Origin of the sequence: Bacillus siamensis KCTC 13613, from assembly GCF_000262045.1 — a bacterium.
Classification (GTDB): domain Bacteria; phylum Bacillota; class Bacilli; order Bacillales; family Bacillaceae; genus Bacillus; species Bacillus siamensis.
Genome location: NZ_AJVF01000001.1, coordinates 1 through 19,755, shown reverse-complemented (window position 1 = coordinate 19,755; position 19,755 = coordinate 1). Strand labels below are relative to the sequence as shown.

The 19,755-nt window shown below is 44.4% G+C and carries 31 protein-coding genes and 1 pseudogene; 29 read left to right on the top strand and 3 right to left on the bottom strand.

The window, feature by feature from the left end:
- The first annotated feature begins 18 nt into the window (after positions 1-18).
- The 25 genes and pseudogenes from rplE to Y79_RS0100040 all read left to right on the top strand — a co-directional run bounded on the left by rplE (position 19) and on the right by Y79_RS0100040 (position 14,440).
- Positions 19-558, top strand: coding sequence for a 50S ribosomal protein L5 (rplE, locus tag Y79_RS0100155; protein ID WP_003156487.1), 540 nt, complete (start codon positions 19-21; stop codon positions 556-558).
- Between the two features lie 22 nt (positions 559-580).
- Positions 581-766, top strand: coding sequence for a 30S ribosomal protein S14 (gene rpsN, locus Y79_RS1000000120490; RefSeq protein WP_003156488.1), 186 nt, complete (start codon positions 581-583; stop codon positions 764-766).
- A gap of 31 nt (positions 767-797) precedes the next feature.
- Positions 798-1,196 (top strand): 30S ribosomal protein S8, encoded by a 399-nt coding sequence (gene rpsH / locus Y79_RS0100145; protein WP_003156489.1) that lies wholly within the window; start codon positions 798-800, stop codon positions 1,194-1,196.
- Positions 1,197-1,226: 30 nt separating this feature from the next.
- Positions 1,227-1,766, top strand: coding sequence for a 50S ribosomal protein L6 (gene rplF / locus Y79_RS0100140; RefSeq protein ID WP_016935899.1), 540 nt, complete (start codon positions 1,227-1,229; stop codon positions 1,764-1,766).
- Between the two features lie 33 nt (positions 1,767-1,799).
- Positions 1,800-2,162, top strand: coding sequence for a 50S ribosomal protein L18 (gene rplR, locus Y79_RS0100135; RefSeq protein ID WP_013350816.1), 363 nt, complete (start codon positions 1,800-1,802; stop codon positions 2,160-2,162).
- A gap of 24 nt (positions 2,163-2,186) precedes the next feature.
- Positions 2,187-2,687, top strand: a complete 501-nt coding sequence (gene rpsE, locus Y79_RS0100130) for a 30S ribosomal protein S5 (protein ID WP_003328273.1) — start codon at positions 2,187-2,189, stop codon at positions 2,685-2,687.
- A gap of 13 nt (positions 2,688-2,700) precedes the next feature.
- Positions 2,701-2,880: a 50S ribosomal protein L30 gene (gene rpmD / locus Y79_RS0100125; RefSeq protein ID WP_003156497.1), complete on the top strand. Its 180-nt coding sequence runs from the start codon at positions 2,701-2,703 to the stop codon at positions 2,878-2,880.
- A 30-nt stretch (positions 2,881-2,910) separates the two neighbouring features.
- On the top strand, positions 2,911-3,351 hold the full coding sequence (gene rplO / locus Y79_RS0100120; RefSeq protein WP_003156499.1) for a 50S ribosomal protein L15: 441 nt from the start codon (positions 2,911-2,913) through the stop codon (positions 3,349-3,351).
- A gap of 1 nt (position 3,352) precedes the next feature.
- Positions 3,353-4,648, top strand: a complete 1,296-nt coding sequence (gene secY, locus Y79_RS0100115; protein WP_016935898.1) for a preprotein translocase subunit SecY — start codon at positions 3,353-3,355, stop codon at positions 4,646-4,648.
- A gap of 51 nt (positions 4,649-4,699) precedes the next feature.
- Positions 4,700-5,353, top strand: coding sequence for an adenylate kinase (locus Y79_RS0100110; RefSeq protein ID WP_016935897.1), 654 nt, complete (start codon positions 4,700-4,702; stop codon positions 5,351-5,353).
- Positions 5,350-6,096, top strand: coding sequence for a type I methionyl aminopeptidase (map, locus tag Y79_RS0100105; RefSeq protein WP_003156505.1), 747 nt, complete (start codon positions 5,350-5,352; stop codon positions 6,094-6,096). The genes Y79_RS0100110 and map overlap by 4 nt, the downstream gene beginning before the upstream one ends.
- Positions 6,097-6,160: 64 nt before the next feature.
- Positions 6,161-6,443 (top strand): annotated as a pseudogene (locus Y79_RS1000000121605) (KOW domain-containing RNA-binding protein).
- On the top strand, positions 6,421-6,639 hold the full coding sequence (gene infA, locus Y79_RS0100100) for a translation initiation factor IF-1 (protein ID WP_003156508.1): 219 nt from the start codon (positions 6,421-6,423) through the stop codon (positions 6,637-6,639). The pseudogene Y79_RS1000000121605 and the gene infA overlap by 23 nt, the downstream one beginning before the upstream one ends.
- A gap of 33 nt (positions 6,640-6,672) precedes the next feature.
- The gene (gene rpmJ / locus Y79_RS0100095; RefSeq protein ID WP_003156543.1) at positions 6,673-6,786 is read left to right on the top strand and encodes a 50S ribosomal protein L36; all 114 of its coding nucleotides are present in this window, start codon (positions 6,673-6,675) and stop codon (positions 6,784-6,786) included.
- Between the two features lie 22 nt (positions 6,787-6,808).
- Positions 6,809-7,174, top strand: a complete 366-nt coding sequence (gene rpsM, locus Y79_RS0100090) for a 30S ribosomal protein S13 (protein ID WP_003156545.1) — start codon at positions 6,809-6,811, stop codon at positions 7,172-7,174.
- 20 nt (positions 7,175-7,194) lie between these two features.
- Positions 7,195-7,590 carry a 30S ribosomal protein S11 gene (gene rpsK / locus Y79_RS0100085; RefSeq protein ID WP_007410409.1) on the top strand — a complete coding sequence of 132 codons (396 nt, stop codon included), beginning with the start codon at positions 7,195-7,197 and terminating at the stop codon, positions 7,588-7,590.
- 176 nt (positions 7,591-7,766) lie between these two features.
- Positions 7,767-8,711 (top strand): DNA-directed RNA polymerase subunit alpha, encoded by a 945-nt coding sequence (locus Y79_RS0100080; protein ID WP_003156549.1) that lies wholly within the window; start codon positions 7,767-7,769, stop codon positions 8,709-8,711.
- A 77-nt stretch (positions 8,712-8,788) separates the two neighbouring features.
- Entirely contained in the window at positions 8,789-9,151 is a 363-nt protein-coding gene (gene rplQ / locus Y79_RS0100075; RefSeq protein WP_003156550.1) for a 50S ribosomal protein L17, read from the top strand.
- A gap of 131 nt (positions 9,152-9,282) precedes the next feature.
- A complete protein-coding gene (locus Y79_RS0100070; protein ID WP_016935896.1) occupies positions 9,283-10,128 on the top strand; it encodes an energy-coupling factor ABC transporter ATP-binding protein in 846 nt (281 codons plus the stop codon).
- Positions 10,104-10,973, top strand: a complete 870-nt coding sequence (locus Y79_RS0100065) for an energy-coupling factor ABC transporter ATP-binding protein (RefSeq protein ID WP_016935895.1) — start codon at positions 10,104-10,106, stop codon at positions 10,971-10,973. Before Y79_RS0100070 ends, Y79_RS0100065 begins: the two co-directional genes overlap by 25 nt.
- Entirely contained in the window at positions 10,970-11,767 is a 798-nt protein-coding gene (locus tag Y79_RS0100060; protein ID WP_016935894.1) for an energy-coupling factor transporter transmembrane component T family protein, read from the top strand. The genes Y79_RS0100065 and Y79_RS0100060 overlap by 4 nt, the downstream gene beginning before the upstream one ends.
- Before the next feature lie 12 nt (positions 11,768-11,779).
- Positions 11,780-12,523: a tRNA pseudouridine(38-40) synthase TruA gene (truA, locus tag Y79_RS0100055; RefSeq protein WP_016935893.1), complete on the top strand. Its 744-nt coding sequence runs from the start codon at positions 11,780-11,782 to the stop codon at positions 12,521-12,523.
- A 158-nt stretch (positions 12,524-12,681) separates the two neighbouring features.
- Positions 12,682-13,119, top strand: a complete 438-nt coding sequence (gene rplM / locus Y79_RS0100050; protein WP_013350824.1) for a 50S ribosomal protein L13 — start codon at positions 12,682-12,684, stop codon at positions 13,117-13,119.
- A gap of 20 nt (positions 13,120-13,139) precedes the next feature.
- Complete coding sequence (gene rpsI / locus Y79_RS0100045; RefSeq protein ID WP_003225846.1) at positions 13,140-13,532, top strand: 30S ribosomal protein S9; 393 nt, start codon at positions 13,140-13,142, stop codon at positions 13,530-13,532.
- A gap of 140 nt (positions 13,533-13,672) precedes the next feature.
- Entirely contained in the window at positions 13,673-14,440 is a 768-nt protein-coding gene (locus Y79_RS0100040) for a class I SAM-dependent methyltransferase (RefSeq protein WP_016935892.1), read from the top strand.
- A 40-nt stretch (positions 14,441-14,480) separates the two neighbouring features.
- On the opposite strand, the gene Y79_RS0100035 is transcribed toward Y79_RS0100040, so the two are convergent.
- Positions 14,481-14,927, bottom strand: coding sequence for a DinB family protein (locus Y79_RS0100035; protein ID WP_016935891.1), 447 nt, complete (start codon positions 14,925-14,927; stop codon positions 14,481-14,483).
- A 131-nt stretch (positions 14,928-15,058) separates the two neighbouring features.
- On the opposite strand from Y79_RS0100035, the gene Y79_RS0100030 reads away from it, so the two are divergent.
- From Y79_RS0100030 to Y79_RS0100020, 3 genes are all read left to right on the top strand, one after another.
- The gene (locus Y79_RS0100030) at positions 15,059-15,502 is read left to right on the top strand and encodes a DUF2521 family protein (RefSeq protein WP_029575198.1); all 444 of its coding nucleotides are present in this window, start codon (positions 15,059-15,061) and stop codon (positions 15,500-15,502) included.
- A gap of 60 nt (positions 15,503-15,562) precedes the next feature.
- Positions 15,563-16,276 carry an N-acetylmuramoyl-L-alanine amidase CwlD gene (gene cwlD, locus Y79_RS0100025; RefSeq protein WP_016935889.1) on the top strand — a complete coding sequence of 238 codons (714 nt, stop codon included), beginning with the start codon at positions 15,563-15,565 and terminating at the stop codon, positions 16,274-16,276.
- A gap of 79 nt (positions 16,277-16,355) precedes the next feature.
- A complete protein-coding gene (locus tag Y79_RS0100020; protein ID WP_016935888.1) occupies positions 16,356-17,405 on the top strand; it encodes an Mrp/NBP35 family ATP-binding protein in 1,050 nt (349 codons plus the stop codon).
- Between the two features lie 39 nt (positions 17,406-17,444).
- On the opposite strand, the gene gerD is transcribed toward Y79_RS0100020, so the two are convergent.
- Positions 17,445-17,999 carry a spore germination lipoprotein GerD gene (gerD, locus tag Y79_RS0100015; RefSeq protein ID WP_016935887.1) on the bottom strand — a complete coding sequence of 185 codons (555 nt, stop codon included), beginning with the start codon at positions 17,997-17,999 and terminating at the stop codon, positions 17,445-17,447.
- Between the two features lie 107 nt (positions 18,000-18,106).
- Here gerD and kbaA point away from each other — a divergent pair, with 107 nt between their 5' ends.
- A complete protein-coding gene (gene kbaA, locus Y79_RS0100010) occupies positions 18,107-18,703 on the top strand; it encodes a KinB-signaling pathway activation protein (protein WP_016935886.1) in 597 nt (198 codons plus the stop codon).
- A 1-nt stretch (position 18,704) separates the two neighbouring features.
- Here the strand turns inward: kbaA and pdaB are convergent, their stop codons facing one another.
- A complete protein-coding gene (gene pdaB / locus Y79_RS0100005; protein ID WP_016935885.1) occupies positions 18,705-19,469 on the bottom strand; it encodes a polysaccharide deacetylase family sporulation protein PdaB in 765 nt (254 codons plus the stop codon).
- Positions 19,470-19,755: the final 286 nt, after the last annotated feature.

Genomic DNA, 19,755 nt, shown 5'->3' with positions numbered 1-19,755 from the left:
GGAAGGGAGGTCTATCTCATGAACCGCCTTAAAGAAAAGTACAATAAAGAAATTTCACCTGCTTTAATGACGAAGTTCAACTACGACTCTGTTATGCAGGTGCCAAAAATCGAAAAAATCGTAATCAACATGGGTGTTGGTGATGCTGTTCAAAATGCGAAAGCAATTGACAGTGCTGTTGAAGAATTAACGTTTATCGCAGGTCAAAAACCTGTCGTTACTCGTGCGAAGAAATCAATTGCTGGATTCCGTCTTCGTGAGGGAATGCCTATCGGTGCGAAAGTAACTCTTCGCGGAGAGCGCATGTATGATTTCCTTGATAAACTTATTTCTGTATCTTTACCGCGTGTACGTGACTTCCGCGGGATTTCTAAGAAATCTTTCGACGGTCGCGGAAACTACACTCTTGGTATCAAAGAACAGTTAATCTTCCCTGAAATTGACTACGATAAAGTAACAAAGGTTCGCGGAATGGACATCGTTATCGTAACGACTGCTAACTCTGATGAAGAGGCTCGTGAGCTATTAACTCAAGTAGGTATGCCGTTCCAGAAATAATCAATGAAAGGGAGGCGAAATCGTGGCTAAAAAGTCAATGATTGCGAAACAACAACGTACACCAAAGTTTAAAGTGCAAGAGTACACTCGCTGTGAACGCTGCGGACGTCCGCACTCAGTCATTCGTAAATTTAAACTTTGCCGTATTTGTTTCCGTGAGCTTGCATATAAAGGACAAATTCCTGGCGTGAAAAAAGCCAGCTGGTAATCCCCAAGAATGGGAAGGAGGTAATTATATAATGGTTATGACAGATCCAATTGCAGATATGCTGACTCGTATTCGCAATGCAAACATGGTACGTCATGAGAAGCTTGAAATTCCTGCTTCTAAATTGAAAAGAGAAATTGCTGACATTTTAAAGCGTGAAGGTTTCATTCGTGACGTTGAGTTCGTAGAAGACAGCAAACAAGGTATCATCCGCGTTTTCTTGAAATACGGACAAAACAACGAGCGCGTTATCACTGGTCTTAAAAGAATCAGCAAACCAGGTTTGCGTGTATACGCTAAATCAAATGAAGTACCTCGCGTACTTAACGGTCTTGGAATCGCGATTATTTCTACATCACAAGGTGTTTTAACGGACAAAGAAGCCCGTGCAAAACAAGCTGGTGGAGAAGTTCTAGCATACGTTTGGTAAGAAGTTTAACAAGAATGGAGGTGTTTTAGTATGTCTCGTGTAGGTAAAAAACTGCTTGAGATTCCTTCTGGAGTTACAGTAACGCTGAACGAAGGCAACACTGTATCTGTAAAAGGACCAAAAGGAGAATTAACTCGTACTTTCCATCCTGATATGGAAATCAAAATTGAGGACAACGTGCTTACAGTCACTCGTCCATCTGATCATAAAGAGCACCGTGCATTGCATGGTACGACTCGCAGTCTGCTTGGAAACATGGTTGAAGGCGTATCTAAAGGATTTGAAAGAGGTTTGGAATTAGTCGGTGTCGGTTATCGTGCGGCTAAATCCGGTAACAAACTTGTTTTAAACGTTGGATACTCTCACCCTGTTGAGATGGTTCCTGAAGAGGGCATCGAAATCGAAGTTCCTTCTCAAACGAAAGTAGTTGTAAAAGGTACAGACAAAGAGCGTGTAGGAGCTACTGCTGCTAACATCCGCGCTGTACGTTCTCCAGAGCCTTACAAAGGTAAAGGAATCCGCTACGAAGGTGAAGTTGTTCGCCGTAAAGAAGGTAAATCTGCTAAGTAAGACCGCTTAAAGTGAAGAAAGGAGTGACCAAGGATGATTACGAAAACTAGCAAAAATGCTGCTCGTCAAAAAAGACATGCTCGTGTTCGTGCTAAACTTTCAGGCACAGCTGAAAGACCTCGTCTGAATGTGTTCCGTTCAAACAAACACATTTATGCTCAAATCATCGATGATGTAAATGGCGTTACACTTGTTAGTGCCTCTACTCTCGACAAAGATTTGAACGTGGAAAGCACTGGTGACAGCGCTGCTGCTGCTAAAGTCGGTGAACTCGTTGCGAAACGCGCTTCTGAGAAAGGTGTTTCTGACGTAGTATTTGACCGCGGCGGATACTTATACCATGGACGTGTAAAAGCTCTGGCCGATGCAGCTCGTGAAGCCGGACTGAAATTTTAATAAAAAAAGGAGGGACACATGATTATGCGTCGTATTGACCCAAGCAAATTAGAGTTAGAAGAACGCTTAGTTACGGTTAACCGCGTAGCGAAAGTTGTTAAAGGTGGTCGTCGTTTCCGTTTCGCAGCTCTAGTCGTTGTCGGTGACAAAAACGGTCACGTAGGTTTCGGTACTGGTAAAGCACAAGAAGTACCTGAAGCAATCCGCAAAGCTGTTGAAGATGCGAAAAAGAATTTGATTGAAGTACCAATGGTTGGAACTACGATTCCACACGAAATCATCGGACGTTTCGGTGCAGGCAATATCTTGTTGAAACCTGCTTCTGAAGGTACTGGAGTTATCGCTGGAGGCCCTGTACGTGCGGTACTTGAGCTTGCTGGCGTTGCTGATATCCTTTCTAAGTCTTTAGGTTCTAACACACCGATCAACATGATCCGTGCAACACTTCAAGGTTTAAGTGAGCTTAAACGTGCCGAAGATGTTGCGAAGCTTCGTGGAAAATCTGTAGAAGAACTGTTAGGATAAGGAGGGAACATTAATGGCTAAATTAGAAATTACCCTCAAACGCAGTGTAATCGGTCGCCCGGAAGATCAGCGCGTTACTGTCAGAACACTTGGTTTAAAGAAAACGAACCAAACTGTTGTTCATGAAGATAACGCTGCGATCCGCGGTATGATTAATAAAGTATCTCATCTAGTTTCTGTTAAAGAACAATAAAAATAAATTATAGGCTAAGGAGGTGTCCTAATGAAACTTCATGAATTAAAGCCTTCAGAAGGTTCACGCAAAGTGCGCAATCGCGTAGGTCGTGGTATTGGTTCTGGTAACGGTAAAACAGCTGGTAAAGGTCACAAAGGTCAAAACGCTCGTTCCGGCGGCGGTGTGCGCCCTGGATTCGAGGGGGGACAAATGCCTTTATTCCAACGTCTTCCTAAGCGTGGTTTTACAAACATCAACCGTAAGGAATACGCTATTGTGAACGTAGACAAATTGAACGGTTTTGCGGAAGGAACGGAAGTCACTCCTGAACTTCTTCTTGAGACTGGTGTTATTAGCAAACTAAATGCAGGAGTAAAGATTCTTGGCAACGGTAAATTAGAGAAAAAATTAACTGTAAAAGCCAATAAATTCTCTGCTTCTGCGAAAGAAGCTGTTGAAGCTGCTGGCGGTACAGCTGAGGTGATCTAACTTGTTTAAGACAATCTCCAACTTTATGCGTGTGAGTGATATTCGGAATAAAATCATTTTCACATTACTCATGCTTATCGTCTTTCGCATAGGTGCGTTTATCCCTGTGCCATATGTTAATGCTCAGGCGTTACAGACACAAAGTTCGATGGGGGTTTTTGATCTCCTTAATACATTTGGCGGCGGTGCGCTTTATCAGTTCTCCATCTTTGCGATGGGAATTACGCCTTACATCACTGCTTCGATCATCATTCAGCTGCTTCAGATGGATGTTGTGCCGAAGTTTACCGAGTGGTCTAAGCAAGGTGAAGTCGGCCGCCGTAAATTAGCTCAGTTCACGAGATATTCTACGATTGTGCTTGGTTTTATCCAGGCATTAGGTATGTCTTACGGGTTTAACAACCTGGCAAATGGTATGCTGATTGAGAAATCCGGCATATCGACATATCTGATTATTGCTTTAGTACTCACTGGAGGAACTGCTTTTTTAATGTGGCTGGGAGAACAAATTACTTCCAATGGAGTAGGAAACGGAATTTCGATCATCATCTTCGCGGGGATTGTGGCTAGTATTCCGAAAACTGTTGGGCAGATTTATGAGACTCAATTTGTCGGCAGCAGCGATCAGCTGTTTATTCATATTGTAAAAATCGCCTTACTGGTGATTGCGATTTTGGCCGTAATTGTTGGTGTTATTTTCATTCAGCAGGCCGTACGCAAAATCGCGATTCAATATGCAAAAGGGCAAGGTCGTTCACCTGCTGGCGGAGGCCAGTCAACTCACCTTCCGCTTAAAGTGAATCCGGCAGGGGTTATTCCGGTAATCTTTGCGGTTGCGTTTCTTATAACGCCGCGTACTATCGCGTCATTTTTCGGAACAAACGATGTGACAAAGTGGATTCAAGCCAACTTTGACAATACACATCCGGTGGGCATGACGGTTTATGTCGCATTAATTATCGCCTTTACGTACTTCTATGCTTTTGTGCAGGTAAACCCTGAACAAATGGCAGATAACCTTAAAAAACAGGGTGGCTATATCCCGGGGGTTCGTCCAGGGAAAATGACTCAAGATAGAATTACGAGCATTTTGTATCGACTTACGTTTGTGGGTTCTATATTCTTAGCCGTGATTTCCATTCTTCCTATCTTTTTCATTCAATTCGCTGGATTGCCTCAAAGTGCACAGATTGGCGGAACATCTTTGTTAATTGTCGTGGGGGTAGCCTTGGAGACAATGAAGCAGCTGGAGAGCCAGTTAGTGAAACGTAATTACCGAGGATTTATGAAAAATTAGAGGACTGGTTTTAACCATTCCTCTAAATAAGAGAGGACGGGGGAAATCCGAATGAACTTAGTCTTAATGGGACTTCCTGGAGCCGGTAAAGGCACACAGGGAGAACGAATTGTTGAGGATTATGGGATACCTCATATCTCAACGGGAGATATGTTCCGTGCTGCTATGAAAGAAGAAACACCACTCGGACTCGAAGCAAAGTCTTATATCGATAAAGGCGAGCTCGTACCGGACGAAGTCACAATCGGTATTGTCAAAGAAAGACTCGGCAAAGATGATTGTGAAAGAGGTTTTCTTCTGGACGGATTTCCGCGAACAGTCGCTCAGGCTGAAGCTCTTGAAAACATTCTTGAGGAATACGGCAAGCCGATTGATTATGTCATCAACATTAAAGTAGACAAAGACTCTTTAATGGAACGTTTGACTGGACGCAGAATTTGCAGTGTTTGCGGCACAACCTATCATTTGGTTTTCAATCCGCCGAAAACGCCGGGTGTTTGTGATAAAGACGGAGGAGACCTTTATCAACGGGCAGATGATAATGAGGAAACCGTCTCAAAACGGCTTGAGGTCAACATGAAGCAGACTCAGCCTTTACTGGATTTTTATTCCAGGAAAGGATATCTTGTCAACGTCAATGGCCAGCAGGACATTAATGACGTGTACAAAGATGTGAAAGAGCTTCTTGGAGGATTGAGCAAATGATTATCTGTAAGACCCCTCGTGAGCTTAGCATCATGCGGGAAGCAGGGCGAATCGTGGCTTTGACTCATGAAGAGATGAAAAAGCACATTAAACCAGGAATCTCGACAAAAGAATTGGATCAAATTGCCGAACGTTTTATTGAGAAGCAGGGTGCAATCCCATCTTTTAAGGGGTATAATGGGTTTCGCGGGAGCATCTGTGTATCAGTTAATGAAGAACTCGTTCATGGAATTCCCGGTAAAAGGGTTTTGCGTGACGGTGACATTATCAGCATTGATATCGGTGCTAAATTAAATGGTTATCATGGTGACTCTGCTTGGACATATCCGGTAGGAAACATCAGTGATGATGATAAACGACTGCTGGAAGTGACAGAGGAGTCTTTATATAAAGGCTTGAAGGAAGCAAAACCAGGTGAACGTTTGTCGAATATTTCCCACGCAATACAAACGTATGTCGAAAATGAGCAGTTTTCAGTTGTTAGGGAGTATGTCGGACATGGTGTTGGTCAAGACTTGCATGAGGATCCGCAAATTCCTCATTACGGTCCGCCAAACAAAGGACCTAGGCTGAAGCCTGGTATGGTTCTCGCTATAGAACCGATGGTTAACGCTGGAAGCCGGTATGTGAAAACATTGGCTGATAACTGGACGGTTGTAACGGTAGATGGGAAAAAGTGTGCTCATTTTGAACATACGATTGCGATTACGGAAACGGGTTTTGATATACTGACAAAAGTCTAGATGATGAAATGAATTTCGTGACACATGTTTTTCATTCCGCACCTGGGCAGATTGTAGGTTTACAATTGGTCGGAGGAAAAACCGGCTAGCTGCTGTTATCGGAATGACGATTCATCATCATGTACTAAAGCAGACGGAGAAAAGCGTACATTTCATTCTCCTTAGAAAAAGAATATCAATCATTCACCCTTTATGATTGCGTATCTCCGGAAGTTCAGAACAGTATAAACGAAACAGGGCGTGTGACAAACGGATAACTGAGATTTTCTCTTTTGAAATTTGTCAGAGAGCAAGTTACTGATTTGAAGAAGGGAGAACACTTGAATGGCGAAAGACGATGTAATTGAAGTGGAAGGTACGATAGTCGAAACTCTGCCAAACGCGATGTTCAAAGTTGAACTCGAAAATGGCCATACGGTTTTGGCTCACGTATCTGGTAAAATCCGCATGCACTTCATTCGCATTTTACCTGGAGACAAAGTTACGGTAGAATTATCTCCATATGACTTAACTCGTGGCAGGATTACGTACCGTTACAAATAAAGCACTCCGGAAACTGAAGGAGGTTGGAAACACATGAAAGTGAGACCATCAGTTAAACCAATCTGCGAGAAATGTAAAGTTATTCGCAGAAAAGGAAAAGTAATGGTGATCTGTGAAAATCCAAAGCATAAACAAAAACAAGGATAATTAATAAGGAGGTGCCCAGAGAATGGCTCGTATTGCTGGTGTAGATATCCCACGTGACAAACGTGTTGTTATTTCTTTAACATATGTCTTCGGAATTGGCCGCACAACGGCTCAGCAAGTCTTGAAAGAGGCTGGTGTTTCTGAAGATACTCGTGTGCGTGATCTTACTGAAGAAGAACTTGGTAAAATCCGTGATGTTATTGACAAACTGAAAGTAGAAGGTGACCTTCGCCGTGAAGTTTCTCTTAACATCAAGCGTCTGATCGAAATCGGAAGCTACCGCGGAATCCGCCATCGCAGAGGTTTGCCTGTTCGCGGACAAAACTCTAAAAACAATGCGCGTACTCGTAAAGGTCCGCGTCGTACTGTAGCTAACAAGAAAAAATAAGTAAGGGAGGTACCTAAACAATGGCTGCTGCTCGTAAACAAAACACGCGTAAACGTCGCGTGAAAAAGAATATTGAGTCAGGAATCGCTCATATTCGTTCAACTTTCAATAACACGATCGTTACGATCACTGATACTCATGGTAATGCTCTTTCTTGGTCAAGTGCCGGAGCTCTAGGATTCAGAGGTTCTCGTAAATCTACTCCTTTTGCTGCGCAAATGGCTGCTGAAACAGCTGCTAAAGGTTCAATCGAACACGGACTTAAAACTCTTGAAGTAACTGTTAAAGGACCAGGTTCTGGCCGTGAAGCTGCAATCCGCGCTTTACAAGCTGCCGGACTTGAAGTTACAGCTATCAGAGACGTAACTCCTGTTCCTCATAATGGATGCCGTCCACCAAAACGTCGCCGCGTGTAATTTGTTTGTATAGATTTTGTGTCCCTGTCAATAATGGGTTATGATACAGTTATTTATGAAACGAATGCACCGACTCGTTGCCTGAGCACATACGGGACTAAACAATGGGGAATTTCGGATGGAATCTCATATGATTCTATTCGAGGTTTCGACGTTTTGAAGGAGGGTTTTAAGTAATGATCGAGATTGAAAAACCAAAAATCGAAACGGTTGAAATCAGCGACGATGCCAAATTTGGTAAGTTTGTCGTAGAGCCGCTTGAGCGTGGATATGGTACAACTCTGGGTAACTCCTTACGTCGTATCCTCTTATCCTCACTCCCTGGTGCCGCTGTAACATCGATCCAGATAGATGGTGTACTGCACGAATTCTCGACAATCGAAGGCGTTGTGGAAGATGTTACAACGATAATCTTGCACATTAAAAAGCTTGCATTGAAAATCTACTCTGATGAAGAGAAGACGCTCGAAATTGATGTACAGGGTGAAGGAACTGTCACAGCAGCTGATATTACACACGACAGCGATGTTGAAATCCTTAATCCGGATCTTCATATCGCGACTCTTGGTGAGAATGCGAGTTTCCGAGTTCGCCTTACTGCACAAAGAGGACGTGGGTATACACCTGCTGATTCGAACAAAAGAGACGATCAGCCAATCGGCGTGATTCCGATCGATTCAATCTTTACGCCAGTTTCTCGTTTATCTTATCAGGTAGAAAACACTCGTGTAGGCCAGGTTGCAAACTATGACAAACTTACACTTGATGTTTGGACTGACGGAAGCACTGGACCGAAGGAAGCAATTGCTCTCGGTTCTAAGATTTTAACTGAACACCTTAATATATTCGTTGGTTTAACTGACGAAGCTCAGCATGCTGAAATCATGGTTGAAAAAGAAGAGGATCAAAAGGAAAAAGTTCTTGAAATGACGATTGAGGAACTTGATCTTTCTGTCCGTTCTTACAACTGCTTGAAGCGTGCGGGCATTAACACGGTTCAAGAACTTGCGAACAAGACGGAAGAAGATATGATGAAAGTTCGCAACCTGGGACGCAAATCACTTGAAGAAGTGAAAGCGAAACTAGAAGAACTTGGACTCGGCCTTCGCAAAGACGATTGATCTAGTTTCCATGTGAACTAGGATTTTCGTGTGTTTTTTATTTAGAAACAGCATTCCATTAAAGGAGGGGACATCACATGTCATACAGAAAACTAGGACGTACGAGTTCACAGCGTAAAGCTATGCTTCGTGATCTTACAACAGATTTGATCATCAACGAAAGAATTGAAACAACTGAAACACGTGCGAAAGAACTTCGCTCTGTTGTTGAAAAGATGATCACTCTTGGTAAGCGCGGTGACTTGCATGCTCGTCGTCAAGCTGCTGCATACATTCGCAACGAGGTTGCAAATGAAGAAAATAACCAAGATGCACTTCAAAAATTATTCTCTGACATTGCAACTCGTTACGAGGAGCGCCAAGGCGGATACACACGTATTATGAAGCTTGGTCCTCGCCGTGGTGACGGTGCACCAATGGCAATCATCGAATTGGTTTAATCACATATTTTTGTGTATCTAAAGAAGGGCGGGACAGTTTCTAACTGGATCTATGCCCTTTTTTTAGATATCAGAACTTTTTATTATGAGACAGAAAAGCAGAGCTATAGCTGAGAGGAGGCCAGGCACCCGTGGATCAAAAACAGCTTATATCCGTAAAAGACATCTTATTTCGATACCGCAAAGATGCAGAAAGACCGGCGCTGGACGGTGTGAGTCTGGAGGTATACGAAGGAGAATGGCTTGCTATCGTAGGCCACAATGGTTCAGGGAAGTCGACTTTGGCCAGAGCGCTGAACGGACTGATTTTGCCTGAGGCCGGAGATATTGAAGTCGGCGGCATCAAACTGACTGAAGATACCGTGTGGGATGTGCGAAAAAAAATAGGGATGGTCTTTCAGAATCCCGATAACCAATTTGTCGGAACAACGGTTCGCGATGATGTGGCTTTTGGTTTAGAAAACAATGGTGTTCCGCGCGAAGAAATGATCGAGAGAGTAGATTGGGCTGTCAAACAAGTCAATATGCAGGATTTTCTTGATCAAGAGCCGCACCATCTCTCCGGAGGTCAAAAACAAAGAGTGGCGATCGCAGGGATTATTGCTGCGCGTCCTGATATTATGATTTTGGATGAAGCGACATCCATGCTTGACCCAATCGGGAGAGAAGAAGTCCTTGATACTGTCAGACGCTTGAAAGATCAGGGCACGGCCACCGTCATTTCGATTACACATGACCTGGAAGAAGCCGCAAGGGCGGACAGAATCATTGTAATGAACGGCGGCAGGAAGTATGCAGAAGGCCCGCCTGAAGAGATCTTTAAATTAAATGAAGACTTGGTTCGCATCGGTCTTGATTTGCCTTTCTCATTCCAGCTCAGCCTGCTTTTGAAAGAAAGCGGACTGGCGTTAACGAAAAACCATCTGACTCAGGAAGGGCTGGTGAATGAGCTGTGGACATTAAAATCCAAGATGTAGAACACCGCTATCAAATGAAGACACCATTTGAACGGCTTGCTCTGTATGATATCAATGCCGTGATAAAAGAGGGCAGCTATGTGGCCGTCATCGGGCATACAGGGTCGGGCAAATCAACGCTCTTACAGCATTTAAACGGTTTGCTGAGACCTACTAAAGGACAGCTGGAACTCGGCAGCACGATTTTGGCAGCCGGTAAAAAGAATAAAAATCTTAAGATTTTGCGGAAAAAAGTCGGAATCGTTTTCCAATTTCCCGAACATCAGCTGTTTGAGGAGACTGTGCTGAAGGACATCTCATTCGGACCGATGAATTTCGGTGTGAAAAAAGAAGACGCTGAACGAAAGGCGAAAGAGATGCTGGAGCTTGTGGGCCTCCCGGAAGACATTTTGGATCGTTCGCCGTTTGAGCTCAGCGGCGGTCAGATGCGCAGAGTGGCGATTGCCGGCGTTCTCGCGATGGAGCCGGAAGTGCTGGTTTTGGATGAACCGACGGCCGGCCTTGATCCCAGAGGGCGCCAGGACATTATGGACATGTTCTATGCGCTTCATAAACGCGGGAACCTGACTACCGTTCTCGTCACTCACAGCATGGAGGATGCCGCCCGCTATGCCGACGAGATGATCGTCATGCACAAAGGAACCATTAAAGCGACGGGAAGTCCGCGCGACTTGTTTGCAAAAGGTGAAGAGATGGCCGAAATGGGCCTGGATCTTCCTGAATCGGTGAAGTTTCAGAGACGGCTTGAGGCGGCTCTCGGCGTCAAGTATGAGAAACCCATGCTGACCCTGCAGGATGCCGCCAGCGAAATTAAGGCTTTCTTTCAGGAGGAAAAGGACCAATGATGGACAGCATGATTATCGGAAAGTATGTTCCCGGTTCATCGCTTATTCACCGGTTGGACCCGCGAACAAAACTTGTCAGCATCTTTCTTTTTGTATGTATCGTCTTTTTGGCAAACAACGTGCAGACGTACGCTTTGCTCGGTTTATTTACATTCGGGGTGATCGCCTTAACGCGAGTGCCTTTCAGCTTTTTACTGAAGGGGCTTAAGCCGATTATCTGGATTGTGGCGTTTACGTTTTTACTGCACATCTTCATGACGCATGAAGGGTCTGTCATTTTTCAGCTTGGCTGGTTTAAAGTGTATGAGGGCGGACTTGTACAGGGGATTTTTATCTCTCTCCGTTTCGTCTACCTCATCTTTATGACGACGCTGCTGACGCTGACGACAACGCCGATTGAAATAACGGATGGAATGGAGCAGCTCTTGAATCCATTTAAAAAGGTGAAGCTGCCCGTACACGAACTCGCGTTGATGATGTCGATTTCGCTGCGCTTTATTCCGACGCTGATGGAGGAGACGGATAAAATCATGAAGGCGCAAATGGCGAGGGGGGCGGATTTTACAAGCGGCCCGGTGAAAGACAGAATCAAAGCTGTTGTTCCGCTGCTTGTTCCGCTGTTTGTCAGCGCCTTTAAACGCGCGGAAGAGCTCGCGGTCGCCATGGAGGCGAGAGGCTACCAGGGCGGTGAGGGGAGAACGAAATACAGAAAGCTTGTCTGGACCGGCAAGGATACCGGAGCTATTCTGCTCATCATCGTATTAGCCGTATTATTGTTTTTCTTAAGAAGTTAGAGGTGCTGCTGAATGAGAATGAAATGTACCATTGCTTATGACGGGCATTTGTTTAACGGATATCAGGTTCAGCCTGGAAAACGGACCGTTCAAAGTGAATTGGAAAAGGCGCTCGCCGTCATCCACAAAACGGACGGCAGGGTGCCTGTCATCTCATCGGGCCGCACTGACAGCGATGTTCATGCTGCCGGGCAGGTCATTCATTTTGATACGCCGCTGTCCATTCCGGCTGAAAAATGGCCGTTTGCGCTCAATGCCCTGCTGCCTGATGATATTGCCGTCAAAACAGCAGAGATTGCGGATGATGGGTTCCATGCACGATTTAGCGCAGTCCAAAAGGAATATCGCTACTTTGTATATACGGAGAAACACCCGGACGTATTTAAACGACATTACGCTTACCATTTTGCATATCAGCTTAATGTGCAGAAAATGAGGGAAGCTTCAAGGCACCTTATTGGGACACATGATTTCACAAGTTTTTGCGCGGCTGATACCGCGGTTCAGGATAAAGTCAGAACAGTTTACGAACTGGATTGGACTGAGACCGGAGACGGTCTGCAAATGCGGATCACCGGAAACGGATTTCTGTATAATATGGTCAGAATCATTGCCGGAACGTTATTGGACACAGGAACTGGAAAATTTTCTCCTGATGATGTAAAAGCAATGCTGGAAGCGAAGGATCGCGAAGCCGCGGGGCGCACCGCACCGGGGCACGGGCTGTATTTATGGAGCGTTTGCTATGACAACTAAACCAGGTGTAACATTTTCTTGACAGAGTCTGCATAAAGTTATAAGATATCATATGGTATGTATTTCAACCCCACGATAAGCCCCGGAACTTATTGTGTTGTGAAATAGAACGTAACAGAAGTTTATTGAAAATGACAGATCATTTAGGAGGGAATTAAATGCGTACAACACCTATGGCTAACGCAAGTACTATTGAACGCAAGTGGTTAGTTGTTGATGCAGCAGGCAAGACTTTAGGACGTCTTTCTACAGAAGTTGCATCTATCCTTCGCGGAAAACACAAACCGACTTACACACCGCACGTTGATACTGGAGATCATGTGATCATCATCAACGCTGAAAAAATCGAGTTAACTGGTAAAAAGTTAACTGATAAAATCTACTACCGTCACACAATGCACCCAGGCGGTCTGAAATCAAGAACTGCTCTTGAAATGCGTACAAACTACCCTGAGAAAATGCTTGAGCTTGCTATCAAAGGCATGCTTCCAAAAGGTTCTCTAGGTCGTCAAATGTTCAAAAAATTGAACGTATACCGTGGTTCTGAGCATCCACACCAAGCACAACAACCTGAAGTTTACGAACTTCGCGGTTAATTAAAAAGGAGGTTACCAATTTGGCACAGGTTCAATATTACGGTACTGGCCGTCGTAAAAGTTCTGTAGCGCGTGTGCGCTTAGTTCCAGGAGAAGGTCGTATCGTCGTTAATAATCGTGAAATCAGCGAGCACATTCCATCTCCAGCTCTAATCGAAGATATCAAACAACCATTAACTTTAACTGAAACAGCTGGTACTTATGATGTTTTAGTAAACGTACATGGAGGCGGCTTATCTGGTCAAGCTGGAGCAATCCGTCATGGTATCGCTCGTGCTTTGCTTGAAGCAGATCCAGAATACCGTGCAACACTTAAACGTGCTGGTCTTCTGACTCGTGACGCTCGTATGAAAGAACGTAAAAAATACGGTCTTAAAGGCGCTCGTCGTGCACCTCAGTTCTCAAAACGTTAATCGTTTTGGATTGCGCAAAAACCACAACTTCTTGGTTGTGGTTTTTTTGTATTTTTTTCTCATATCGAAGAGGTTATCCAATGTTTTTCTAGAATTGTTTTGTTATACTCTATTCATTACCAATAAGGAGCGCAGTTATAATGAATCAGTTAGCCATACATAACAGCAAGGCATGGGATAAAAAAGTTGAAACGGGCAATGAATGGACGGTTGCGGTTGATTCCCATACGATTGGTGAAGCGAAAAAAGGCAATTGGAGCATCAGAATGACCCCCGCAAAAGACGTGCCGGAGGATTGGTTCCCATCCATAGACGGTTTGAAGGTTCTTTGTCTCGCTTCAGGAGGAGGACAGCAAGGCCCGGTGCTGGCTGCTGCAGGAGCTGATGTCACCGTCTTTGACAATTCGGAAAAGCAGCTTGCGCAAGACAGAATGGTTGCAGAACGGGATCACCTTACACTTCGGACTGTCAAAGGCAGTATGAATGATCTGAGCTGTTTTGATGATGAGTCATTTGATTTTATCGTGCATCCGGTATCGAATTGCTTTGTTGATTCAGTTCTTCCGGTATGGAAAGAAGCCTATCGCGTATTAAAAAAGGGCGGATCGTTAGTCTCCGGTTTTGTAAATCCCGTCGTGTTCTTATTTGATATGGATTTAGAGCAGGAGGGCGTCCTAAAAGTAAAGTATTCCATTCCGTTTTCGGATGAAAAAGATCTGAGCAAGAAAAAAGTAAAGGAACTCATTGAGAATCATGAAGCATTTGAATTCGGCCATACGTTAGAGGATCAAATTAAAGGCCAGATTGACGCAGGCTTCATGGTTGCCGGCTTTTATGAGGACAAGGGCGGCCTCGTTCTGGATGAATACATTAATACATACTCCGTCACAAGAAGCATCAAAATATAAAAACAGCATCCCGTCACCGGTGCTGTTTTTTTGCGGCTTTTTACTGCGGGCGGCTGATCACATTAGCTGAAACCGGTTCTATTCCAATTTCTCTGGCCCAAACCGATAGTTGTCCCATATGGTGAATCTCATGCGCAAGGATGTGGCGGAGAATATCATCTTTATGAAAGGTTTGGTCCATCCAGCCCGGCTTAACAAGATCCGCTCCTTTGCCGGAGACCGCTTGAATGACATCCTCCCGATACTGTTCAGAGAGCTTCCGGAGATCCTGTATGCTGGCATAATCAGACTCAGCAGGCAAAACATCAGCTTTACCTAAAATGGCACGAGCCCAGCTGATCTCGACATCAATGATATGAAATAAAGTCCGCAAGATGCTCTCCATTCCGCCCGTCCGGGATTTCGTCAGTTCCTCTCGGCTCAGCTTCTCACATATCGCAAACCACTCATCACGCACCGTCCAATTGTATTGAAACAGCTTTTTCATAACGTCACCTCTGCTCTTTATTCTCCCAGTTAACATGAAACCCCTTCATTTGGGAGGATTTCCACTATCAACAAAGCATGCTTTTTCCTTATTCCTTTCAAAATAACAGTAAAAAGGAGAGTGAAATGGCAATGGCAGAGGTTTTATCTTTTTCAGACGTGAAACGGCAGAAGGATTATGAGCTTGAGAAAAATTTACTCAAGGAGCTGTCACTGACGCAAATCATTCAATCCGTAAAAGCGTGTCTTACCCCCTTGTTTCCCTTTTTTCAGGACGAAAACGGCATTCTCAGTGAAGGATGCATAGATTTTGCAATAGAAGCGTATTTATTAGGCGGCCGGTTCGGCGTCTTTGGCTATTATGGCGAGTCCCTGCAGAGGGCAAACGCGCGTTCGGCTGAAGAAGAGGAAGAACTGACGGTCGATTTTTTTGAATATCTTTGCAATTGGACGCATGAGCAATATTCTTCCGTAGAACAAAAAGAAATCTATGAAGCGTCCTGCCGGTTTATCAACAGCTGGTGGACGGAAGGATTCCTGCAAAGAGAAAAACAATGTAAGCTCCGCATGAGGTAATCATAATTTCTTCCCTTGTCCCATACTTATTAATAACGGGGACAAGCGGGAGGGAAAAGTATGAGAAAAAAACTGAAATGGCTCGGTTTTTTACTTGGCTTTATCATATTATTGTGTTTATTCCGGTTTCAGTTTCATAATGATGATTCCTGGCGGCCGTGGAGCCTGCCGCTGAGCGGGAAAATCATCTATCTCGATCCGGGACACGGCGGACCGGACGGCGGCGCCACGGGAGGCAGTCATCTTGAAAAAGATATTACTCTTGAGGTGGCCTCCAGGGTGAGAGACTATTTACAGGAGCAAGGGGCTTTGGTCATCATGACGCGGGAGACGGATACCGACTTGGCGCCTGAAGGGACGAAAGGCTACAGCAGACGCAAAGCGGAAGACCTTAGAAAGCGTGTGGAACTCATCAACCGTTCAGAGGCGGAGCTTTATATCAGCATTCATCTGAACGCCATACCGTCACCGAGATGGAGCGGCGCCCAAAGTTTCTACTATGGAAAATACGAAGAGAATGAAAAAGTGGCAAAGTATATACAAGATGAACTGAGAATTAACCTGGAGAATACGACGAGAAAGGCGAAACGGATACACGGCATATATTTAATGCAGAATGTAACCAAACCGGGCGCGCTGGTGGAGATCGGATTTTTATCCAATCCGGCAGAAGCGAAGAGGCTCGGCCAGCCTAAATATCAGGATATCATCGCTTCTTCCGTGTATAAGGGCGTATTGAGATACTTCACAGAGAAAGGCGACCCTCCCGAATAAGGAGGGTTTTTCGCCGATTCTATAATTAATATATGGTATAATACCACTTGTAAACGAATACACAAAGGGTGAGGGTTCGATGATAAGAGAAGATGAAGTAAGAAATATAATCGGAAAAATGCGCGAACCTTTTCTTCATAGACCGCTGGGAGAATTGGATGCCGTTAAGGAAGTAAAGATCAAGCCGGAAAAACGGCATGTCAGTGTGAAAATTGCATTGGCAAAAACGGGGACGGCTGAGCAAATGAGCATTCAGCAGGAAATGGTATCCGTTCTGAAAGAAGCAGGAGCGGAAACTGTCGGTCTTCGGTTTGAAGAGCTGCCGGAAGAGACATTGGCGAAATTCAGCCAGCCGGCGTCTGAAAGCGAAACCCTGCTGAATAGGAAACATCCGCCGGTCTTTCTGGCAGTGGCAAGCGGAAAAGGCGGGGTCGGCAAATCAACGGTTTCCGTCAATCTGGCCATTTCTCTTGCTCGGCTCGGCAAAAAAGTCGGCCTGATCGATGCGGATATATACGGATTCAGCGTGCCTGACATGATGGGTATTACAGTTCGTCCGACAGTAGAAGGAGAAAAACTGCTTCCTGTCGAAAGATTTGGAGTAAAGGTCATGTCTATGGGCTTTTTCGTCGAAGAGAACGCTCCGGTTGTTTGGAGAGGGCCTATGCTCGGTAAGATGCTGAACAACTTCTTCCATGAGGTTGACTGGGGAGAGGTTGACTATATCGTTCTTGATCTGCCGCCGGGCACGGGGGATGTTGCGCTCGATGTACATACGATGCTTCCGAGCTGCAAAGAGATTATCGTATCAACGCCGCATCCTACAGCTGCATTTGTAGCGGCGCGAGCGGGTTCTATGGCGATTAAGACAGATCATGAAGTGGTAGGGGTCATTGAAAATATGGCTTACTATGAAAGTGCAAAAACCGGCGAGAAAGAATACGTGTTCGGCCAAGGCGGAGGGGATAAGCTTGCAGAGGAATTGCAGGTGCCGCTGCTTGGCAGAATTCCTTTAAAACAGCCTGATTGGGACAAAGACCAGTTTGCGCCTTCTGTTTATGACAGAAGCCATCCGATCGGAGAAATTTATATGGGGATCGCCCAAAAAGTTATTGAAAAAAACGGCTGAATAAAAAAGGGGCCGGGATCAATACGGCCCGGCCTTTTATTAGCTTTCTTTTTCAGAGCTTGAAGCCGCTTTTTTCAGTTCATCCTCAAATTGCTTTTTGAAAAGCGGGCTGGAAAGTGTCTCTGTAATCACATCTTCTAAGTAACTGCGGAATTTTTGGCTTTTCACCAGCTCGTAGTATTTTTTATCCATGCCGGGATCCTGCATGATCTGCATAAAACTTTTCTGATAATCAGGGTCTTTCATCAGTTTTTTTATGATTTTTTCGTGCTCGGGCTGAAGTGTCTTTGCAAAGCTCTCGGCGAACTTTGAGTCTTCAAAGATGGTTTTCCAGAACTCCGCCCCTTTTTTAGAGGTGAGGGTTTTCTCTATTGTGCCTTTAATGGCATTCTGATCAATCACCAATGCCTCATTCATCGCATCGTCATTTAATATTTCCTTAATTGCTTTTTTTCCATCATCTGTTTTTAATATATCGACAACCATTTTTTTAGTCTGGTCATAATCCATATCCGCTGCTTGGTCTTTTGGAGCGCAAGCTGTTACAGATAATACAACAAAACAGCTTATCAATAGCGTTTTGGCTTTTGACATGCGTAAGCTCCTTCCTTACTTGTTCTTACTTTTAATATGATTCACCGGAATGGATTTATACATAACAAAATATCGCTGAACGCGATTGTCAGGAGGATGAATAAGAGATGAAAAGCCGCGGGCTTGTTCGATTTTTCTTTTCGATTTTAGCTGTGGGCGCTCTTATTACAAGCGTCGTGGGATTTGCACTGAAGTGGGGGGAGTACAAGGGGTTCTTTCTGAATTTTGAGGCCGGTCAGTTTTTCTCCGTTCTGATCTGGTTTATCGGAGTAGGCATGATCTTCAGTGTGATCAGTCAAATGGGATTTTTCGTATTTTTGACAGTGCACCGTTTCGCCCTTGAAATCCTCAGATCAAGCTCGCTTTGGAATCTGCTTCAGCTGTTTATCATTCTGTTTGTTGCTTTTGATTTAATGTATGTGAGATTTTTGTTTTTTGGTGAGCGGGATGACTCGATTGCAGGGTTTGTCTGGCTTCCGCTTGTCCTTCTTGCCGTCGGCCTGTTAACGGCATATATAAAACAAAAGCAGTCCTCAAAAAATACGTTCGTTTCATCGTTATTTTTAATGGTTGTTATTACAGCGCTTGAATGGGTTCCTGCGTTAAGGGTGAATAATGAGGACTGGCTTTATTTGATGCTGATTCCGCTGATGGGCTGCAACGCATTTCAGCTGTTAATGCTGCCGAAGTTTGCCCAGAGGTAGCCTATTTCACTTCTGATGACTTGACGTCAGTATTTGCGATCAGATCACCGACAGTCACGTTTTTAAGACCCTTTTGCTTTAAATTGTGAATGATGGCGGGGAGCGCTTCTTCCGTTTGTGTTGCTGAATCAGAGGCATGCAGCAGAACAATGTCGCCGCCTTTTATATGACTGTTTACATTTTCAATGATTTTATCAGGGCCGGGATTTCTCCAATCCTGTGAGTTAATGCTGTAATGAACCACTGAATAGCGGTACTGCTGTGCAATGGTAAGAACCTTTTTATTAAATTGTCCGGTCGGCGGGCGGAGTAAATGAACATTCTTCACACCCATTTTCTTAAATGCTGTCTGGGCTCTGAGGATATCCTTCTTGATGTCTTGATCCTCTAGACTGGTATAGTTCTTATACGCATAGCCCATGCTTCCGATTTGATGCCCGTCTTTAATCATACGTTCGACTGTGTCCGGGTGCCGTTCCGCCCAAGAAGCTGACAGAAAAAAAGTGGCGTTTTTAATGCCGTTTGCCTTCAGCGCGTTCAGAATCGGAACCGCCTTTTCATCACCCCAGCTGATATCGAATGTTAATGCCACTTCGTCTGATTTCGTCTCCCCTTTAGAAATCGCTTTTGGACCGTTATCAGTCAAAAATACAGGAAGGGGGACAGCTCTCTGTATATAAAAAAAGCTGGCTGCTGCAAATGCGGCAATAATAATAATAAGCAGCTGTTTTATCCTTTTGATGTGCCACACGTAGAAGTGGTTCACTGATGACGCCTCCTTATCTTGTCCATGCTTGATTACATCGTATGCCGCAGCGGAGATGAATATAACGAATTATAGTTTTAAAAAAAGATGAAAAAAACACTTGCTATATTTAGCGGATGCATGGTATATTATTATTCGTCGCTGATGAACAGCAGACAACAACAAAAAGCTTCGAAAACGACTTGAAAAAAGTTGTTGACATAAAAGAAGCTGAGTGGTAAGATAATAAAGCTGCTTCAACAAGCGGTAATGATCTTTGAAAACTAAACAAGACAAAACGTACCTG

Excerpts from the sequence above, each read along its gene's own strand:
- rplE (WP_003156487.1), top strand. The coding sequence starts at position 19 with ATGAACCGCCTTAAAGAAAAGTACAATAAAGAAATTTCACCTGCTTTA.
- rpsH (WP_003156489.1), top strand. The coding sequence starts at position 798 with ATGGTTATGACAGATCCAATTGCAGATATGCTGACTCGTATTCGCAAT.
- rplF (WP_016935899.1), top strand. The coding sequence starts at position 1,227 with ATGTCTCGTGTAGGTAAAAAACTGCTTGAGATTCCTTCTGGAGTTACA.
- rplR (WP_013350816.1), top strand. The coding sequence starts at position 1,800 with ATGATTACGAAAACTAGCAAAAATGCTGCTCGTCAAAAAAGACATGCT.
- rpsE (WP_003328273.1), top strand. The coding sequence starts at position 2,187 with ATGCGTCGTATTGACCCAAGCAAATTAGAGTTAGAAGAACGCTTAGTT.
- rpmD (WP_003156497.1), top strand. The coding sequence starts at position 2,701 with ATGGCTAAATTAGAAATTACCCTCAAACGCAGTGTAATCGGTCGCCCG.
- rplO (WP_003156499.1), top strand. The coding sequence starts at position 2,911 with ATGAAACTTCATGAATTAAAGCCTTCAGAAGGTTCACGCAAAGTGCGC.
- Y79_RS0100110 (WP_016935897.1), top strand. The coding sequence starts at position 4,700 with ATGAACTTAGTCTTAATGGGACTTCCTGGAGCCGGTAAAGGCACACAG.
- map (WP_003156505.1), top strand. The coding sequence starts at position 5,350 with ATGATTATCTGTAAGACCCCTCGTGAGCTTAGCATCATGCGGGAAGCA.
- infA (WP_003156508.1), top strand. The coding sequence starts at position 6,421 with ATGGCGAAAGACGATGTAATTGAAGTGGAAGGTACGATAGTCGAAACT.
- rpmJ (WP_003156543.1), top strand. The coding sequence starts at position 6,673 with ATGAAAGTGAGACCATCAGTTAAACCAATCTGCGAGAAATGTAAAGTT.
- rpsM (WP_003156545.1), top strand. The coding sequence starts at position 6,809 with ATGGCTCGTATTGCTGGTGTAGATATCCCACGTGACAAACGTGTTGTT.
- rpsK (WP_007410409.1), top strand. The coding sequence starts at position 7,195 with ATGGCTGCTGCTCGTAAACAAAACACGCGTAAACGTCGCGTGAAAAAG.
- Y79_RS0100080 (WP_003156549.1), top strand. The coding sequence starts at position 7,767 with ATGATCGAGATTGAAAAACCAAAAATCGAAACGGTTGAAATCAGCGAC.
- rplQ (WP_003156550.1), top strand. The coding sequence starts at position 8,789 with ATGTCATACAGAAAACTAGGACGTACGAGTTCACAGCGTAAAGCTATG.
- Y79_RS0100060 (WP_016935894.1), top strand. The coding sequence starts at position 10,970 with ATGATGGACAGCATGATTATCGGAAAGTATGTTCCCGGTTCATCGCTT.
- truA (WP_016935893.1), top strand. The coding sequence starts at position 11,780 with ATGAGAATGAAATGTACCATTGCTTATGACGGGCATTTGTTTAACGGA.
- rplM (WP_013350824.1), top strand. The coding sequence starts at position 12,682 with ATGCGTACAACACCTATGGCTAACGCAAGTACTATTGAACGCAAGTGG.
- Y79_RS0100040 (WP_016935892.1), top strand. The coding sequence starts at position 13,673 with ATGAATCAGTTAGCCATACATAACAGCAAGGCATGGGATAAAAAAGTT.
- Y79_RS0100035 (WP_016935891.1), bottom strand. The coding sequence starts at position 14,927 with ATGAAAAAGCTGTTTCAATACAATTGGACGGTGCGTGATGAGTGGTTT.
- Y79_RS0100030 (WP_029575198.1), top strand. The coding sequence starts at position 15,059 with ATGGCAGAGGTTTTATCTTTTTCAGACGTGAAACGGCAGAAGGATTAT.
- cwlD (WP_016935889.1), top strand. The coding sequence starts at position 15,563 with ATGAGAAAAAAACTGAAATGGCTCGGTTTTTTACTTGGCTTTATCATA.
- Y79_RS0100020 (WP_016935888.1), top strand. The coding sequence starts at position 16,356 with ATGATAAGAGAAGATGAAGTAAGAAATATAATCGGAAAAATGCGCGAA.
- gerD (WP_016935887.1), bottom strand. The coding sequence starts at position 17,999 with ATGTCAAAAGCCAAAACGCTATTGATAAGCTGTTTTGTTGTATTATCT.
- kbaA (WP_016935886.1), top strand. The coding sequence starts at position 18,107 with ATGAAAAGCCGCGGGCTTGTTCGATTTTTCTTTTCGATTTTAGCTGTG.